The sequence below is a fragment of the Citreicoccus inhibens genome (genome assembly GCF_019039035.1).
GTDB lineage: Bacteria > Myxococcota > Myxococcia > Myxococcales > Myxococcaceae > Citreicoccus > Citreicoccus inhibens.
Window position 1 is genome coordinate 75,100 of the sequence record NZ_JAHNZT010000025.1, and the last position, 16,501, is coordinate 91,600.

General features: G+C 71.7%; 14 protein-coding genes. 9 read left to right on the forward strand and 5 right to left on the reverse strand.

Translation table 11 applies throughout. The features are described 5' to 3' along the window. Positions 1-173: 173 nt before the first annotated feature. A complete protein-coding gene (locus KRR26_RS24990) occupies positions 174-1,205 on the forward strand; it encodes a trypsin-like peptidase domain-containing protein (protein WP_217081045.1) in 1,032 nt (343 codons plus the stop codon). Between the two features lie 42 nt (positions 1,206-1,247). Continuing rightward, positions 1,248-3,596 carry a hypothetical protein gene (locus tag KRR26_RS24995; protein ID WP_236069164.1) on the forward strand — a complete coding sequence of 783 codons (2,349 nt, stop codon included), beginning with the start codon at positions 1,248-1,250 and terminating at the stop codon, positions 3,594-3,596. Here KRR26_RS24995 and KRR26_RS25000 read toward each other — a convergent pair. After that, the gene (locus tag KRR26_RS25000; protein ID WP_120204567.1) at positions 3,593-4,399 is read right to left on the reverse strand and encodes an SDR family oxidoreductase; all 807 of its coding nucleotides are present in this window, start codon (positions 4,397-4,399) and stop codon (positions 3,593-3,595) included. The genes KRR26_RS24995 and KRR26_RS25000 overlap by 4 nt on opposite strands. Positions 4,400-4,413: 14 nt before the next feature. Beyond that, positions 4,414-4,869 carry a hypothetical protein gene (locus KRR26_RS25005; protein WP_217081046.1) on the reverse strand — a complete coding sequence of 152 codons (456 nt, stop codon included), beginning with the start codon at positions 4,867-4,869 and terminating at the stop codon, positions 4,414-4,416. A gap of 303 nt (positions 4,870-5,172) precedes the next feature. On the opposite strand from KRR26_RS25005, the gene KRR26_RS25010 reads away from it, so the two are divergent. From KRR26_RS25010 to KRR26_RS25035, 6 genes are all read left to right on the forward strand, one after another. After that, positions 5,173-5,847 carry a MotA/TolQ/ExbB proton channel family protein gene (locus KRR26_RS25010; RefSeq protein ID WP_120204571.1) on the forward strand — a complete coding sequence of 225 codons (675 nt, stop codon included), beginning with the start codon at positions 5,173-5,175 and terminating at the stop codon, positions 5,845-5,847. A 2-nt stretch (positions 5,848-5,849) separates the two neighbouring features. Beyond that, complete coding sequence (locus KRR26_RS25015) at positions 5,850-6,278, forward strand: ExbD/TolR family protein (protein WP_120204573.1); 429 nt, start codon at positions 5,850-5,852, stop codon at positions 6,276-6,278. Positions 6,279-6,288: 10 nt separating this feature from the next. Continuing rightward, positions 6,289-7,083, forward strand: coding sequence for an energy transducer TonB (locus KRR26_RS25020; RefSeq protein WP_120204575.1), 795 nt, complete (start codon positions 6,289-6,291; stop codon positions 7,081-7,083). A gap of 48 nt (positions 7,084-7,131) precedes the next feature. After that, positions 7,132-9,840, forward strand: coding sequence for a TonB family protein (locus KRR26_RS25025; protein WP_217081047.1), 2,709 nt, complete (start codon positions 7,132-7,134; stop codon positions 9,838-9,840). A gap of 1 nt (position 9,841) precedes the next feature. Continuing rightward, complete coding sequence (locus KRR26_RS25030; RefSeq protein ID WP_120204580.1) at positions 9,842-10,771, forward strand: hypothetical protein; 930 nt, start codon at positions 9,842-9,844, stop codon at positions 10,769-10,771. Between the two features lie 148 nt (positions 10,772-10,919). Beyond that, a complete protein-coding gene (locus KRR26_RS25035; RefSeq protein WP_233576784.1) occupies positions 10,920-13,067 on the forward strand; it encodes a caspase family protein in 2,148 nt (715 codons plus the stop codon). Positions 13,068-13,070: 3 nt separating this feature from the next. Here KRR26_RS25035 and KRR26_RS25040 read toward each other — a convergent pair whose 3' ends face one another. Continuing rightward, on the reverse strand, positions 13,071-13,838 hold the full coding sequence (locus KRR26_RS25040; protein ID WP_217081048.1) for a ZIP family metal transporter: 768 nt from the start codon (positions 13,836-13,838) through the stop codon (positions 13,071-13,073). Continuing rightward, on the reverse strand, positions 13,838-14,617 hold the full coding sequence (locus tag KRR26_RS25045; RefSeq protein WP_120204590.1) for an alpha/beta fold hydrolase: 780 nt from the start codon (positions 14,615-14,617) through the stop codon (positions 13,838-13,840). The genes KRR26_RS25040 and KRR26_RS25045 overlap by 1 nt, the downstream gene beginning before the upstream one ends. A 90-nt stretch (positions 14,618-14,707) precedes the next feature. Between KRR26_RS25045 and KRR26_RS25050 the strand changes: the two genes are divergently transcribed. After that, positions 14,708-15,178 carry a nuclear transport factor 2 family protein gene (locus KRR26_RS25050; RefSeq protein ID WP_217081049.1) on the forward strand — a complete coding sequence of 157 codons (471 nt, stop codon included), beginning with the start codon at positions 14,708-14,710 and terminating at the stop codon, positions 15,176-15,178. A gap of 45 nt (positions 15,179-15,223) precedes the next feature. Here the strand turns inward: KRR26_RS25050 and KRR26_RS25055 are convergent, their stop codons facing one another. Further along, positions 15,224-16,474, reverse strand: coding sequence for a discoidin domain-containing protein (locus tag KRR26_RS25055; RefSeq protein ID WP_158611425.1), 1,251 nt, complete (start codon positions 16,472-16,474; stop codon positions 15,224-15,226). Positions 16,475-16,501 lie beyond the last annotated feature (27 nt).

A 16,501-nucleotide genomic window follows, 5' to 3' on the forward strand; every position in this document is an offset into this window, starting at 1 on the left:
CACCTCACCCCAGGATACCTGGCTGACACACACTCAGCCCTGCGGGGACGCGTCAAGATGGACCACGGTGTAACGCGCCGCGGTCGCCGTGCATTCGCGCGGGCCGTGCATACACTGCGAGGACGCCGTGACACGGGCGCGGACTTCGCGAGTGGCAGGGTGGTGAGGACACGATGGAGCTCGATGGCTCCGAGCGGGACGAGCTGGTGGCCGCGCTCCCGGGGGCATTCCCCTCGGAAGAGGCCCTGCGGCGCATGGTGCTCCAGCACTGCGGCCGAGCGCTCGACATGGAGCGCCAGGGGGATGTCCATGAGTGGACGCGTGGTCTCCTTCAGCGCGCGGAGGCCGAAGGCTGGACGGAGGCGCTGGTGAGGGGCGCGTACGCCGCCGCGCCTCAGAATGCGCGGCTGCACCGCTTCTTCCTGTCGTATCTCGCGTCCGTGCAGCGCAGCGTGCCCGCGGACGTGCTGGCGCGCATGGCGGGCGTGGCGCCGGGCACGCCCGCCCTGGCGTCGTGGCGTGAGCGGCTCGCGGTCCTCTCGCGCCGGGTGTGCCGGGTGGAGCTGGAGGGCGGCCGGGCGCTGGGCACCGGCTTCCTGGTGGCTCCCGACGTGGTGCTCACCAACTCGCACGTGGTGGAGAACCGGCTGCTGGAGGCGCTGCGAGTCCGCTTCGACCTCAAGGTGCTGCCGGACCGGAGCGTGCTGCACGCGGGCGCGCTGTATCCGGTGCGCGCGTGTCTGGCGCAGAGTCCGCACAGCCCGGCGGACCTCATGCGGCCCAAGCCGCGCGAGGCCACGCGAGACGAACTGGACTACGCCTTCCTCGTGGTGTCGGGCGAGCCGGGCGGGGACACGGGCCCGGGCCGACCCCGTGGGTGGATTCCCCTGTCGCGCGCGAGGGCGGCGTTCGCGCCGGGCTCGAGGGCGCTCGTCCTCCAGCACCCGGATGGCCGGCCCATGCAGGTGGCGCTGGAGACGTTCCAGGGCGTCAACCCGGGCCGCACGCGGGTGACGTACCGGACGACGACGCACCCCGGCTCCTCGGGCTCGCCGTGCTTCACCCAGGACCTGGAGCTGGTGGCGCTGCACCACAGCGGGGATCCGCGCTCCGAGCACGGCGCGGAGGACGACGAGGGCATCCCGCTGGACACCATCCACGCCAGCCTGTCACCCGACGCGAGACGCCGGCTGGGTTGGGAGTGAGCGCGGACTGGAGGCCGTGAGGGCCCCTGGTATCGTCTGCGCATGGGCCTCCCTGTTCGTCCCGACGCGCACCGTGGCGCACGCCTCGCGCGCGTGTGGCTGGCCGCGTTCCTGTTGCTGCCGACCTCGCTGGCCCTCGCGGGGGATGCCCGGCTGCGCGTGGCGGGCGCCAACGCCTCGGGGGAGGTGCGGCTGCGCATCCCCACGGAGGACTTCTCGCGCGAGCTGCGCGTGGAGCTGTTGCCGGGGCGCGCGTCGGACGGCGGCGTGGAGGAGTCCCTGCCCACGGGCGTGACGGTGCTGGTGGATCCGCTCACCGCCACCGCGGACGGCGTGCAGGTGGCGCTCGGCGCCAGCGTGCGCGAGGCCCTGGACGGCGGTACCACCGCGGGCCTCACCACGCGACAGCCCGTGCACGTGGTGCTCTCGGGACGATTGCCCTCGGCGGGCGAGTACACGGGCTCGCTGGTGTTGGTGCACGAAGGCGTGCGCGAGGTGACGACGCTCACGGTCACCCGCGTCCTGTCCGCGACGGTGGTGCAGCTGCCCGCGCCCGCGCCGGCCATGGCCTCCAGCCACTTCCTGGGCACCGAGGCCGAGGTGCGCCTGCCCTTCAAGGAGACGGCGGGCGTGGCGGGCGTGGTGGCCTCGCCCACGCTGCTGGAGTTGCGCCGCAAGGGGCCGGACACGGGCACGGGCAGCGTGCAGTCCCATCTGGAGCGGGCGCGGTTCCTGGTGGAGGGCGGGCTGCCGGATGGCGGAGACCTGCCCCTGGTGGGCGATGCGACGGAGCTGCCCGTGGCGGCCTACGGCAGCGGCGCGCTGCTGCTGCGCATGGAGGGGTTGGATGGCCCGGGGGAGTACTCCGGCACGGTGCGGCTCTCGGTGCGCCAGGGGGCGCCGGTGGAGCAGGCCTTCACGTTGTGGGTGCACCTGCCGTGGGGCTGGGGCGCGCTCATCATCGCCCTGGGCTCGCTGTGCTCGTATGGGCTGCGCCTGTATGCGCAGCGGATTCGTCCTCGGGCCGTGCGGCTGCAACGCGCGCAGGAGCTGCGCCGGCGCATCCAGGCCCAGGTGACGGCGCACGCCACCCAGCCCGAGCGGGGCGTGGGCGAGGCGCTGCTCGCGCAGGTGGACGCGCTCATCTCGGACATCGAGCGGCCCGTGCGCGGCGTGGCGGTGAGCGACGCGGAGTTGACGGCGCTGGAGCCTCGGCTGCGCCTCTACGAGTCGTGGTGTGACACGTGGCGGCGCGCGCGCCCCTTGCAGTCACTCCTGTCCGAGGCGACCGAGCGGCTGCTCGCGGGAGTCGGGCAGCGCATCTCCGATTCGGACTCGACCCCGCAGGAACTCGCCACGGCCGCCTCGCAGCTGCGCGAGCTGGATGTGCAGGCCCTGGCGCGTGCGGAGCTGGAGGCGCGGTGGAAGAGCCTGGACACGCAGGCGCAGGCGCTGGCGCGGCAGCTCGGCAGTGACAGCGCGCTGGGCTTCCGCCTCACCTACGAGCTGCTGCCGCTGTTGGAGGACGTGCACGCGCTGCTGTCACAGGACCTGGACGCCACGCGCCAGCGGCTGGAGCAGGCGCGGCGCTCCTACTTCGGCATCCTCTGCGCCGAGCTGACCGCGAGCCTCGCCTCGGACGTGCCGCCTCGGGGCTTCTCGCCGCAGGAGTGGGGCGCGCTGCGCACCGATGTGCTGGCCAAGCTGGCCCAGGCGCGGCAGCTCGCGGACACGGACCTGGACGCGGCCTTTCGGCAGTACCAGGAGGCCCACGCCACGTCCGTGCGCCGGCTCATCCTGGCGCTGCGTGGCGCGGTGGAAGAGGCGCGGGCGATGTCCGCCACGGACGCGCAGCGCGCGGCCCTGGACGACATGGGCGCCAAGCTGCGCGACGCCATGGGCTTCCTGTCGCGCGAGTCGCCGCACGAAGCCGCGGCGCTGTACGAGAAGGTCCGCGACGCCTTCACCCTGTACGAGAACCCGCCGCGCGCGGCCGCCGCCTCGGCGACGCGGGGGCGGGTGCTGCCCTTCGCGGACGAAGAGGCGGTGCCCGCGCCCGCCCCTGTTCCTGGGGCCGCGCCGCCCGCCAGCGCGCCCATGGGGGGAAGCCTGCCGTCGATGCCGGCCGCCCCCTCGGAGCCGGCGTTGGGCGAGCTGGGCGGGCTGCCGCTGCCCGGGCCGCGCAAGCTGATGGCCATCGAGCTGCTCAGCCTGCTCTTGCTCACGGGTGTCGCGGTGGCGCTGGGCCTGCAACTGCTCAACGTGTTCTCGCCCACGTGGGGCGGCTTCGGCTCGGCGCTGACGGCGTTCCTGTGGGGCTTCGGTCTGCACCAGGTGGGCAACGCCACCTTCGAGGGGGTGGCCGGGCTCTGGACGAAGCTGGAGCGCTAGTCCTTCTCGCGGACGGCGCGCGCCGCCAGCCGGTCCACCAGGCCCGGCATCACGAGCTTGAGGACCTGGGCCACCTTCGCCGAGGCCGTCATGACGACCTCGCGCTCGCGGCGCTCCATGGCGCGCAGGATGATGGCCACGCACGTGCCCACGTCCATGGTGCGCTGGGATTCATCGCGGCGGCTCTCGCGCACCGGCGTGCCGTCGGGCCCGAGCGCGGCGTCGCGGATGTGCGTGGCCACGAAGCCGGGGGACACCACCAACACGTCCGTGCCGGTGCCGAGCAGCTCGATGCGCAGCGAGTCGAAGAAGCCCTGCATGGCGTGCTTGCTGGCCGCGTAGCCCGTGCGCGTGGGCACGCCCGTCTTCCCCGTCAGCGAGGACACCGCGACGATGAGCCCCTTGCGCGCCTTCACGTGCGGCAGCGCGTGGTACGTGCAGTACACGGCGCCCAGGTAGTTGATGCGCATGAGGCGCTCGAAGAGGCCCAGGTCCTTCACGTCCTCCAAGCGCGAGTGCATGGTGACGCCCGCGTTGTTGACGAGCACGTCCACGCCGCCGAACGCCTCCACCGCGCGCTCCACCAACACGCGGCAGGCCTCGGGGTCCCCGACGTCCGTGGGCACGGCCAGCGCGGCGCCGCCCGCTTGGGTGCAGCGCGCCTTCACGCGCTCCAGCGCCTCGGCGTTGCGGGCCGCGAGCACCACGTTCGCCCCGCGCGCCGCGAGGACCACCGCCAGCTCCTCGCCAATGCCCGAGGAAGCGCCCGTCACGATGAGTGTCTTTCCACGCATGGCGCGCATCCTCGCAGGCGCGCTCACCGCGCGTCGAGTGACAGCGCCACCGTGACAGGCAGCCCCGTCCGCTTCGGATACGCGAGCCGGGACAGCTCCTCCTCGACGCAGCGCCCCGCCACGGTGCCCGCCAGCGCGCCTTCCACGGTGGCCCGCGCGCCGCCGTTCCCATCCAGGACCAGCCGCGCCGTCACGCGCGAACCGGGATCCACCGAGCCGCAGTGCTTGAGCCGCTCACGCCCGGAGATGACCACGGCCTGGACGTCCTCGACGTAGGACTCTCGCCGCGTGGCCACGCGCCCCATCACGCTCGCGAGCGCGAACAGCAGCGCGCCCAGCCACAGCTTCCGACCGCTGCCGCGAGTCAGCCCGCGCGAGCGCTCCCACGCCTCATCCCTGAGGTCGTGTTGCTCCGCGGGAGGCGCGCCCGACGGTGCCGGAGCGGGGGAGGGTGGGGACTCGGGGGTTGGGTTGGACACGCGGGGCCTCTCGCGGGGCGGTGCTTCAGGGCGGGGGCGCATGATGCCGCAGATCGCCTCGCTTCCGTCGTCGCGGAAGGGACGCCTGCCTCCCCGCAGGGCAGGAAACGCGACCCGGCCCCCTCGCTCGACACGCGCGCGTGACCCGAGGGAGGACGCCCGTCTCCCTGGCTGGCGGGGCGGGCTTTCCGGGGCTGCGTGGATCCACTGGCCTTGGGGGGGCTCACGAGGAGGGGCGGGGTGACACTTCCCCTCGGGGATGGTGTTCCTCTCGCACAACGCTGTTCGCGAGGGGATTCCACCATGTCGTCCATGTTCATGCCCGCCCAGGTTCCTTCTGAGCACCTGGGGTGGCTCAGCGGAAAGCTGCTCGGAGTGACGCTCACCAGCGCCGAGTGGGTGCTGTGGGTTCTGGTATGCCTGTCCGTGTTCTCCATCGCCATCATGCTGGAGCGCACGGTCTACTTCTCGCGGCACCGGCTCTCGGACTCGGAGGCCCTGGCGGTGCGGCTGACCCGCGGCGAGTTCGACGCCGTGCGCGTGGCGGTGCAGGGCAAGCGCGGCATGGAGGCCGCCGTCATCCGCGAGGCCCTCGCGTCCGCCTCGCAGGGCGCTGACGCGGTCGAGCAGATCATCGCGTCCACCGTGGCGCGCGAGCGGCCCCAGTACGAGCGCTTCCTCTCCTTCCTGGGCACGCTCGGCAACAACGCGCCGTTCATCGGCCTCTTCGGCACGGTGCTCGGCATCATCAAGGCCTTCCACGACCTGGGCTCCTTGAGCGTGAAGGGCGCCGCCATCCAGCAGACCGTCATGGCGGGTATCTCCGAGGCGCTCGTCGCCACGGCCGTGGGCCTCGCGGTGGCCATCCCCGCGGTGGTGGCCTTCAACGTCTTCAACCGTCAGCTCAAGACGCTGACCAGCCGCACCACCGCCCTGGGCCACGCGCTCGTGGGCAGCCTGCGCGCGGAGGCGAACTAGTCATGGCCGGCGGCGCGTCTGACAACGACGAGGAGATTACAGGCATCAACGTCACTCCGCTGGTCGACGTGGTGCTGGTGCTGCTCATCATCTTCATGGTGACCGCGAACTTCATCGTCCGCGAGACGGTGGAAGTGGACCTGCCCCGCGCGGCCAATGGCGGCGAGACGGTGCAAGGCCTGGTCAACGTGGTGCTCGACAAGGAAGGGAAGTTCTTCTTCGACGGCGCCGAGGTGAGCGAGGCGGACCTGTCTCGCAAGGTGGCCGAGGCGGTGGCCAAGGACAAGGACACGCGCGCCATCATCAGCGCGGACCAGACCATCCCGTACGGTCGGGTGATGCGGCTCATCGACGTGGTGAAGGGCCAGGGCATCGCCAAGTTCGCCCTCAACATCGAGAAGGACGTGGCCCCCGTGCCTTCGGCGGGCTGACGGTGCTCCCATGACGCAGATGGTTCTCGACAACGTCGCGCTGAGGCTCCCGCGGCGCGGCGGCAGCGGAGTGCTGGTGGGCTTCGTGGTGGGCTCGCTCGTGCTGCACGGCGGGGCGCTCGTGGTGCTCAACACCCGCGCTCCCACCCTGGGGCAGCCCCAGCGTCCCGTGGAGATGGTGATGGTGGAGGTGACCAGGCCGCCGCCCCCGCCGCCTCCCGTGGAGGAGAAGAAGGCGGAGGAGCCCAAGCCGCCGCCCCCCAAGGCCCGGCCCGCGCGGCCCCCTCCCGTGAAGGTGGCCGAGGCCCCCAAGCCGCTGCCCCCGCCTCCGCCCGACGCGCCGCCTCCGCCCAACGACACGCCCGCGCCCACCAAGGCGCCCCTCGTGGTGGGCATCTCCATGTCCTCCACCACCGCGTCCGGTGGCTTCGCGGCGGCGGTGGGCAACACGCTGTACGGTCGCACCGCGGAGAAGGCCACCGCGCCCAAGGAAGTGAAGGCGTACTCGGCCCCGAAGTACACGCCCATCTACCAGGTGGACAGCGAGCCCTCGCTGGCCAGCGAAGTGAAGATTCCCTATCCGGACGAGGCGCGCCGGGCGGGCATCGAGGGGACGGTGACGCTGTCCATCACCATCGACCTCGAGGGCAAGGTCGTAGCCGCTCGCATCGTGTCGGGCCCGGGCTACGGGCTGAACGAGGCGGCGCGCGACGCGGTGATGCGCTTCCGCTTCAAGCCCGCCATCAAGCACGGCGAGCCTGTCTCCACCGAGATGAAGTACGCGTATACGTTCCTGCTCGACTGAGCACCCGCGAGCCCTCCACACCCATCTCCTGTTGGTCCTCCTGACTCCATGTCCTCGACCCTGCATGCCCGAGGCGCGCTGCTCGCCGCCTCGCTGCTGCTGAGCACGGCCGCTCCCGCCGCCCAGCAGACTTCTCCCCCGCCCGAGGCGCAGAAGCCCGCGCCCCAGCTCACCAAGGCCCCGTCCCTCCTACAGTCCGTGGAGGCGCAGTATCCGGCCGAGGCCCGCGCGCAGGGCCTCACCGCCGACGTGCGGCTGCTCGTCACCATCGCCGAGGACGGCACCGTCGCGGAGGTGAAGCCCGCCGAGAACGTGGGCCACGGCTTCGACGAGGCCGCGGTCTCCGCGGTGCGCCAGTTCGTGTTCTCCCCCGCCGAGGTGGACGGCGTGCCGTCCGCCGTGCAGGTCGAGTACGTCTACCACTTCACCCTCACCGCGCCGGCCACGCCCGAGGGCCAGCCCGCCGCCGAGGCGCCCAAGCCGCGCTCCATCCTCACCGGTCAGCTCATCTCGCGCGGCAGCCGCTCCCGCGTGGCGGGCGCCACGGTGCGCTGCGGGGATGACCCCGAGGCCCCCGAGGCCACGACGGACGCGGAGGGTCGCTTCTCGCTGGAGGTGGACCCGGGCGAGTGCGCCGTGCGCGTGGTGGCCTCCAACTTCCAGCTCTACCAGACGACCGAGACGCTCAAGCCCAACGAGACGACCGAGGTGCTGTTCTACCTGGTCCCGAAGGGCAGCGCCTACGAGACGGTGATTCGCTCCGAGCGGCCCAAGAAGGAGGTCGTGCGCCGCACGATGACCCGCGAGGAGATCCAGAAGACGCCGGGCACCTTCGGGGACCCCATCCGCGTCCTCCAGAACCTGCCCGGCGTGGCCCGCGCGCCGTTCATGTCCGGCGAGCTGCTGGTGCGCGGCTCCAACCCGGGGCAGACGGCCACGCTGATGGACGGCGTGCGCATCCCGCTCCTGTTCCACCTCCTGGGCGGCCCCTCGGTGGTGAACGGCGAGTTCGTCGACTCCATCGACTTCTACCCCGGTGGCTACGGCAGCCAGTACGGCCGCGCGGTGGGGGGCGTGGTGGACGTGGCCACGCGCAAGGGCGCCGCGGACACGCTGCACGGCTCGCTGAAGGCGGACGTGCTGGATGCGGGCTTCTTCGTCGAGGCGCCCATCACGGACGGCGTCAGCGTGTCCGCCGCGGCCCGGCGCTCGTACATCGACGTGCTCCTGCCAGCCTTCCTCCCCAAGGATGACGGCAAGTCAGTGACGGTGGTGCCCAAGTACTGGGACTACCAGCTGCGCGTGGACTTCGGCGCGCGCTCCAAGGAAGCCCCGATGCCGGGCGTGGCGCGCAGCACCGGCTACGTCATGGCGTTCGGCGCGGATGATCAGCTTCGCATCGTGTCTTCCGGCGAGAAGACGGACCGCGACCTGAAGATCGACACGCACACCAACTTCCACCGCGTGAAGGGCGACTGGACGTACCGGCTGGGCAGCCTCACGTCCGTGTTCACGCCGTACGTGGGCTTGGACAAGGCCATCACGAACGTGGGCACGTACCACGAGGTGGACACCATCTCCTCGATGGGCGCGCGCGAGGTCCTGTCGCTGGAGCTGTCCCGCGCGCTCACCATGCGCACGGGCGTGGACGTCTACTTCGACCACCTGACCTCGAAGGTGGAAATCCCCATGCCGGCGCGCACCGAGTACGTGCCCTTCCCCGGCGCGTCACCCGAGGCCGAGATGCTCCATGAGCGGCTGTCCGTCAACGGGTTCGACGGCGGCCTGTTCTGGGAGTCCGACCTCAAGCTGGGCGCCTTCACGCTCACCCCGGGCGTGCGCGGCAACCTCCAGCGCGTGCACGACCGCTACAACCTCGCGCTCGATCCACGCCTGTGGCTGCGCTACGCGGCCACCGAGCGGACGTCCCTCAAGGGCTCGGCGGGCCTCTACAGCCAGAACCCGGACACGTTCCAGTTCATCACGCTCCCGTACGGCAACCCGAAGCTGGGCTACCAGCGCGCGTTCCAGGCGAGCCTGGGCATGGAGCACCGCCTCACGGACGTGCTCAACGTGGACGTGACGGGCTTCTACAACCGCCGCTTCAAGAACGTGGTGGAGCCCGGCCAGGTGTTGCCGCAGGAGGGCGGCGGCGTGGTGCAGGAGCGCTTCAGCAACGACGGCGTGGGCAAGGCCTACGGCGTGGAGGTGATGGTGAAGAAGGAGCGCGCCTCGGCCTCGGACAAGGTGCACGGCTGGCTGTCGTACACCTTCAGCCACGCGGAGGACGGCCGCGCGGGCCCCATGCCCACCATCAAGGATCCGCTCTTCGGCGGCGAGGGCAGCGACAACGCCTACGGCCTGAGCCCGTGGGACCAGTCGCACATCCTCACGCTGGTGGCGGGCTACGTGCTCGGCAACGGCTGGGAGCTGGGTGGCCGCTTCCGGCTCACCACGGGGCGCCCCACCACGCCGCTCGCGCACCGCTTCGACATCTATCGCGGCGACGGCAACGAGTTCGAGGCGACGCGAGGCGCGTACTTCTCCGCTCGCACGGACACGTTCCATCAGCTCGACATGCGCGTGGACAAGAGCTGGCAGTTCGATAACTGGACGCTGACCGCGTACCTGGACGTGCAGAACCTCTACAACAAGAAGAACACCGAGTTCGTGTTCGACGACTACCGGTACCGCGAGCAGTACAAGGTCCCGGGCATCCCCATCCTCCCCGTCTTGGGCATGAAAGGTAGTTTCTGAGATGAAGGCCTTCATGAAGTGCTGGGGCCTGGTGCTCGCGTTGGGTGCCGTGGCCTGTGTCGACCCCAAGGACAAGCCGGACCTGGTGCACGACTTCCGCGTGCTCGGCCTCTCCACGGAGCGCCCCGAGCTGTACGCCCCCATCTGCGAGCTGACGGACGAGGCCATCGACTCGCTGCGCTCCGAGGTGACGTTCCGCGCGCTGATGGTGGACCCCAACGGCCAGGGCCGCCCCATCCAGTACACGCTGTGGGCGTGCGCGGACGCGGACGACACCACCTGCTCGGACACCGCCAACCGGGTGAAGCTGGCGGAGGGCTCCACCAACGAGGGCGAGCTGTCTCTCGCCATCCACCCCGGTGACACCACCGCCGAGGACGGCACGCCGCTGCTCGTGCGCGTGAAGGAGAAGGACCCGTACCAGGGCCTCGGCGGGGTGCGCATGCCGCTGGTGCTCCACGCGAAGGCGGGGAACGAGGAGGTCTACGCCCAGAAGCTCATGGTCTTCTGGTGCCCGCTGGTGGAGGGCATGAAGCCCAACGTGAACCCCACGCTGCCCGGCCTGCGCCTGGAGGGCGAGTCGTGGAGCGCGTCGGGGGTGCCCGAGATTCGCGGCAAGGGCCCCTTCGTGCTCCAGGCCGAGGACGTGTCCGCGCTCCAGGAGGAGTACATCGTGCCGGGCCTGCGCGAGTACCAGCAGGCGGTGCACCTCAAGGAGTCGTGGATCATCGCGTGGTACGCCACCTTCGGCGAGTTCTCCCCACAGGTGACGGGCGGAACGGACTTCGGCGGTCAGGCAGGCCGGCACCGCACCGAGTGGGAGCCCCCCGAGGAGCTGGGCGAGGCGCGCGACGTGGTGTTCTGGGCGGTGGTGCGTGACGGACGAGGTGGGCAGTCCTGGGTGAGCCGGCGCCTGCACTGGTCACCGTGAAGCGGGCTCGGACGCAGGCTCGGAAGCAGGCTCGGAAGAAGGCTCGCCCCGAGGTGGGGTGAGGCGCTATGCAGGAAGCCCGCGCGCGACTCGGCCGGAGCGGCGCGCGGGCTTCGGACTCGAGATGCACGGCAGAGTTGAGGGGGAGATGGGGTGGAGACGCCGCGCCGCGGTGCTGGCCTTGGGGATGTGCCTGTTGGGCGCATCCGGAGCACTCGCCGCGCCTCAAGCGGAGGAGGCGGGCGTCACCTTGCGGCGCTTCGCGCTCGTGGTGGGCTCCAGCGAGGGCGGCGCGGGGCGTGACCGGCTCCGCTACGCCGGCTCGGATGCGCTGGCGGTGTCGCGCGTGCTGGGCGAGCTGGGGGGCGTGGCCCCGGTGGACCAGGTGCTGCTGCTGGAAGCGGACCGAGCCGCGCTCGTGGCGGCGCTGGGGCGCATGAAGGCCCTGGTGGACGCCACTGCCGCGGACCACGCGCGGCGCGAGCTGGTGCTGTACTACTCGGGGCACTCGGACGCGGACGGCCTCCTGCCCCGCGGCGAGCGCCTGCCTTACGAAGACCTGCGCCGGTTGTTGGGCGAGGTCTCCGTGGATGTGCGCATCGCCATCCTGGACTCGTGTGGCTCGGGCGCGCTCACCCGCTCCAAGGGGGGGCTGAAGCGGCCCGCGTTCCTCACCGACGCGTCCTCGCAGGTGCGCGGCCATGCGTACCTCGCCTCCAGCTCCGCGGACGAGGTGGCGCAGGAGTCGGACACGCTGGGCGCGTCCTTCTTCACGCACTTCCTGGTGAGCGGCCTGCGCGGCGCGGCGGATGGCAACGCGGACGGCCGCGTCACGCTGCACGAGGCCTACCAGTTCGCCTTCCACGAGACGCTCGCGCGCACGGAGCGGTCGCAGGGCGGGCCGCAGCACGCGGCGTATGACATCCAGCTCGCGGGCAGCGGGGACGTGGTGCTCACGGACCTGCGCGGCTCGGGCGCGCGGCTGTCGGTGGCCGAGGACGTGGACGGGCGCCTGTTCGTGCGCAACTGGGGTAACCAACTGGTGGCCGAGCTCCAGAAGCTCGCGGGCCGCCGCGTGGCGCTGGGGCTGGAGCCGGGGCGCTACCACGTCACGCTGGAGCGGCCGTTGCAGCGCTTCGAGGCGGAGCTGTCCGTGTCGGGCCGCGACGGGGGCCTGCTGCGCGCGGTGGACTTCGTCCCGGTGACGCTCACGCGCACGGCCTCGCGCGGGGGCAAGGGCACCGAGGCGCCCCTCGTCGCGACGACGGTGGAAGAGGACGTGCCGCGCGTGGCGCTCAACGTGTCGTTGGTGCCGCCCTTGTCCACGTCCTCGCTGTGGGGTGGGCGCGGGCTCAACCACGTGGCGCTGGGCGCGTTGGCGGTGCGCTCGTCGCAGCTTCGGGGCGTGGGCCTGTCGGGCGGCGTGGGGTGGGTGGACGGCACGTTCGAGGGGCTCCAGCTGTCCGGGTTGGCCAACGTGGCGGGGGGCGAGTCGCGCGGCGTTCAGCTCGCCTTCGGCGCCAACCTGGCGTTCGCGGACAGCAAGGGGTTGCAGGCCGCGGGGCTCGTCAACGTGGCGCATGGGAGCTTCACCGGGCTCCAGATGGGCGTCACCGCGAACCGCGCGGATGGGCTCATGTCCGGCATGCAGGCCGCCATCGGCATCAACGTGGCGCAGCGCTTGAGCGGCGTGCAGCTGGGCCTGTTCAACATGGCGGATGACGCCACGGGCGTGCAGGTGGGGCTGGTGAACGTGGGCGGCGTCATGCACGGGCTCCAGCTGGGCATGCTGAACATCGCGGACGACGTGACGGTGCCCATCGGCATCCTCAGCATCGTCAAGCGCGGCCGGCTGGTGGTGGAGCTGGCGGCGGACGACATCTCCCCGGTGAGCATGGGCCTCAAGTACGGCAACCAGCGCGTGTACGTGCTGGTGACGGCGGGCCTCAGCCCCTGGGCGCACAGCTACCGGCTGGTGACGATGGTGGGCATGGGCATGCACCTGCCCCTGGGCGCGGAGGAGCGCTACTCGCTCGACGCGGACATCGCCTACGGAGGCTGGTCTCCGCACATGTTTGGCTCGGGCCCGTCCAACTCGCTGTACCGGCTGCGCGCGGTGATGGCGTGGGAGCTCAAGCGCCGCTTCGCCCTCTTCGCGGGCCCGATGCTGCATTACTACCGCGCACCCCAGGAGGACGAGGACCGGGGAATCTCCTGGATGCCTCAGTTCGAGGTGGGCAGCGCCCGCATGCGCAACCGGATGTGGCCCGGGCTGGTGGTGGGCGTGCGCATCTGAAGCTCAGTCGTGCAGGCCCAGCGCGCCCTCCACGAGCTGGAGCGCGACGATGAGCACCAGCCCGGCGACGAAGCCGATGATGCGCTGCCGCGACTGGCCGCCGTGGCGCAGCTCCGGCAAGAGGTCCACCGCGCCGATGTACAAGAAGCTGCCGCCCGCGATGGCCAGCACCGTGCCGTTCAGCGACGGCAGCCAGTGCGAGCCCACCAGCACGCCCACGGCGCCCACCGCGGCGGTCAGCTGCACGCCCGCCAGCGCCAGGAGCGCGCGGCCCCGCTTCCAGCCCGAGGCGCGCAAGAGGGCGTAGTCCCCCACCTCCTGCGGCAGCTCGTGGACGATGACGGCCAGCGCCGTGGCCACGCCCGCGCGCGGGGACACCAGGAACGCGGCCGCCACCGCTGCGCCGTCCCCCACGTTGTGGAGCGCGTCCGACGCGAGCAGCGTGACGGGCAGGGTGGGCGGCCGATGCGCGTGCGCCTCGGGCTCACCGTGCGCGGGCGGGTGGGTGTGGTGGTGATGGCCCAGGCTCCACTCCAGGAAGGCCAGGGCCACGAAGCTGGCGAAGGCCCACGTGAAGGCCCGAGGGCCCTGGGCCTCGGTCGCCGCGGGCAGGAGGTCCAGGAACACGGCGCACAGCAAGGTGCCGGCGGCGAAGCCCACCAGCGCCGGGAGGTAGCGCTGCAACCAGCGCTCGGACAACACGCCGCCCGCGAGCCCCGCCAGCCCATCCAGCCCCACGGCGACGAAGATGAGCAGGGCGGGCGAGGCCATCAGCTCCCCAAGAGCCAGGTCAGCAGCGCTTGCGGCGCGTCCACGTGCACGAAGTGCCCGGCCTGGGGGAGTGTGGCCACGGGGCAGTCCGCGGCCTCCATGCGCGCGGCGTCCGCGTCCGTCACGTAGCGCGCGCGACCGCCCCGGATGCAGCGCGCGGGTGGGTGGACGGGGCGCTCCAGCGCGGGCCACAGGTCCTCGCCGTTGACGCGTCGGTGGAGCGCGCCCAGCGCGTCGCGGTCGAAGCGCCAGCGCACGCCGTCGCCGTCCGGCATGAGGTTCATGAGGAGCCAGTCCGCCAGCGGCTCGGAGAGGCCCCGGCCGGTGAGGTCCGCGCGCATCTCGCGGCGGTTCTCCGCGCGCGCGGGGGCGCGCAGCAGCACGTCCAGGACCTTGCCGCTCTCCGACAGGTCCAACGGCACCGGGCCCGGCCCGATGTCCAAGAGCGTGATGCTCGCCACCGCGTCCGAGGCGTGCAGGCTGGCCGCGAGCGTCACCCGGCCGCCCAGCGAGTGCCCCACCCAGTCCACCGCGCCCGAGATGCCGCGCGCGCGCAGCGTGTCCACCACGTCGCGCGCCATCGTGCTCAGGTCCGCGCCGGGCGGCAGGGCGGGGGAGCTGCCGTGGCCGGTGAGGTCGGGCAGGAGGAAGCGGCGCTCGGGCTGGGCCTGACTCCACGCCACCGCGAGCGAGCGCAGGTTTCGCCCCGTGCCCAGAAAGCCATGCAGCAACACCGTGGGCTGCTCGCCCGAACCCACCTCGAAGCACTCGAGGACCATGATGCCCGTCCACCTTTCCCTCGCGCCTTGACCCAGGGGCGCGCGGTGCCGCTTCATACCCCGAACGTCTTCCCCGTCGAGGCCCGAGCCATGCCCACCGTCTCCTTGTTGCTCCTCCTCCTGTCCGCCGCGCCCACGCCGGCCCCCGCGGACCCGAAGGCCGCCGTCGCCGCGGTGCTGGATGATTGGCATCGCGCCGCCGCCGTCGCGGACGAGGCGCGCTACTTCGGCCACTTCACGCCGGACGCCGTCTACCTGGGAACGGATGGGACGGAGCGCTGGACCCGGGACCAGTTCCGCGCCTGGGCCAGGCCCTACTTCGCCAAGGGCAAGGCGTGGAACTTCAAGGCCCGCTCGCGCAACATCTTCTTCTCCAAGGACGGCGCGGTGGCCTGGTTCGACGAGGCCCTCGACACGACGAACATGGGCCCCTGCCGGGGCTCGGGCGTGCTGGTGAAGGAGGGCGGTGTCTGGCGCATCGCCCAGTACAACCTCTCCCTCCCCATTCCCAACGAGCGCCTGGACGCGGTGCGCGCGCTCATCACCGCGCCCGCTCCCTGACGCGGGGGGAAGGCCGGCGGCACCCGAAGGCCGCCGGCCCTCACGTCAGCGGTTGCTCAGGCGCTGATTGAACAGCCACGTGTACAGCGACGGCATGGCGTAGGCGGTGTCCCACGTCGCGCCGCTGTGGCCCGCGTTGGGAATCGCGGTGGTCTGCATGGCGCTCGCGGCCACGCTGCACTGGGTGTCCAGCTTCGTCTTCGCGGCGGTGGAGGTGTCGGGCCCGGCGGAGCCGTCCAGCGCGCCGTTGAAGGCCCAGATGGGCATCGTCGCCAGGTTGCAGAGGTTGGTCATGTTCACCGGCGTGTTGGTGGCGGCGATGGGCACCAGCCCGCTGAACAGGCCCGGGTTGGCCGCGCCGAACTCCCAGGTGAAGTTGCCGCCGCCGCTGAGCCCCGTCAGGTAGACGCGATCCAGGTCCACCAGGTAGTCCTCCTTCATGCTCTGCAGCAGGGCCGCGATGGTGGGGGCCTGGAACCACGCGCTCCCGGTGCCTCCGGGCTTGTGGTAGTTCGGCGAGACGACGATGCCCTGGAAGGTGTCGCGGAAGTTGCTGTTGAGGAACTGATTGGCCAGGCCCTCCGGCGACGCGGCCACCTGGGTGTGGTCATTCGTGTTGAGCGTGTACCCGCCAATGCCGTGCAGGGCGATGATGAGCGGCCAGCGCTGCGTGCGGCTCAGGTTGTAGTCCTTGGGCAGGAACAGCGCGTAGGCGTGGGCCGGGTGGCGCACCGCCGTCTGGATTCCCGCGGGGCAGCTCAGCGCGGGCGCGGGCGCGGTGGCCGGCACCGCCATGGCCCGCAGCTCGCGCAGCCAGCAGTTGCCGCCCGTATCCAGGCACACGAAGCGCAGCTTCTCCGCGCGCACCGTCGACGCGAGCGTGAACGTCACGTTGACGGAGGTGTTGTTGGTGACCGCCGTGCCCGGCACCGTCTGCCAGCAACCGCCATTCCAGGCCTGGATTTCAAACGCCTTGGCCGCCGGGGACGAGTCGCCCCAGCTCAGCACCAATTGGAGGCTGCTGACGTCGAAGGCGCCCTGGAGGTCCACGCTCAACGACTGCCCCGCATAGCTCGCATAGCCGCTCGCCCAGCCCGTGGACGTGTTGCCGTCCACCGCGCGCGAGGCGGGGTGGCTCGCGTCGTACTGTGAATACGACGTCGCCGGCTTGTTCAGCGCCACGTTGGTGGGTGTCTCCAACCCCTGGTGCTGCTCGCCCAGCGCGACCTCCGTGTCCACGCCACATCCCGCCAGACCCATCAGCGCCAGCGCACCCCATACCTGTCGTCGGACCATGTCTGTAATTCCTTCCATGTTGTCGGT

Bases quoted from the DNA above. Each gene is read 5' to 3' on its own strand.
- KRR26_RS25015 (WP_120204573.1), top strand. From the start codon at position 5,850: ATGGCCGGCGGCGCGTCTGACAACGACGAGGAGATTACAGGCATCAAC.
- KRR26_RS25000 (WP_120204567.1), bottom strand. From the start codon at position 4,399: ATGCGCGCCATGCGTGGAAAGACACTCATCGTGACGGGCGCTTCCTCG.
- KRR26_RS25030 (WP_120204580.1), top strand. From the start codon at position 9,842: ATGAAGGCCTTCATGAAGTGCTGGGGCCTGGTGCTCGCGTTGGGTGCC.
- KRR26_RS25020 (WP_120204575.1), top strand. From the start codon at position 6,289: ATGACGCAGATGGTTCTCGACAACGTCGCGCTGAGGCTCCCGCGGCGC.
- KRR26_RS25035 (WP_233576784.1), top strand. From the start codon at position 10,920: ATGGGGTGGAGACGCCGCGCCGCGGTGCTGGCCTTGGGGATGTGCCTG.
- KRR26_RS24990 (WP_217081045.1), top strand. From the start codon at position 174: ATGGAGCTCGATGGCTCCGAGCGGGACGAGCTGGTGGCCGCGCTCCCG.
- KRR26_RS25025 (WP_217081047.1), top strand. From the start codon at position 7,132: ATGTCCTCGACCCTGCATGCCCGAGGCGCGCTGCTCGCCGCCTCGCTG.
- KRR26_RS25050 (WP_217081049.1), top strand. From the start codon at position 14,708: ATGCCCACCGTCTCCTTGTTGCTCCTCCTCCTGTCCGCCGCGCCCACG.
- KRR26_RS25055 (WP_158611425.1), bottom strand. From the start codon at position 16,474: ATGGTCCGACGACAGGTATGGGGTGCGCTGGCGCTGATGGGTCTGGCG.
- KRR26_RS25040 (WP_217081048.1), bottom strand. From the start codon at position 13,838: ATGGCCTCGCCCGCCCTGCTCATCTTCGTCGCCGTGGGGCTGGATGGG.
- KRR26_RS25045 (WP_120204590.1), bottom strand. From the start codon at position 14,617: ATGGTCCTCGAGTGCTTCGAGGTGGGTTCGGGCGAGCAGCCCACGGTG.
- KRR26_RS25010 (WP_120204571.1), top strand. From the start codon at position 5,173: ATGTCGTCCATGTTCATGCCCGCCCAGGTTCCTTCTGAGCACCTGGGG.
- KRR26_RS24995 (WP_236069164.1), top strand. From the start codon at position 1,248: ATGGGCCTCCCTGTTCGTCCCGACGCGCACCGTGGCGCACGCCTCGCG.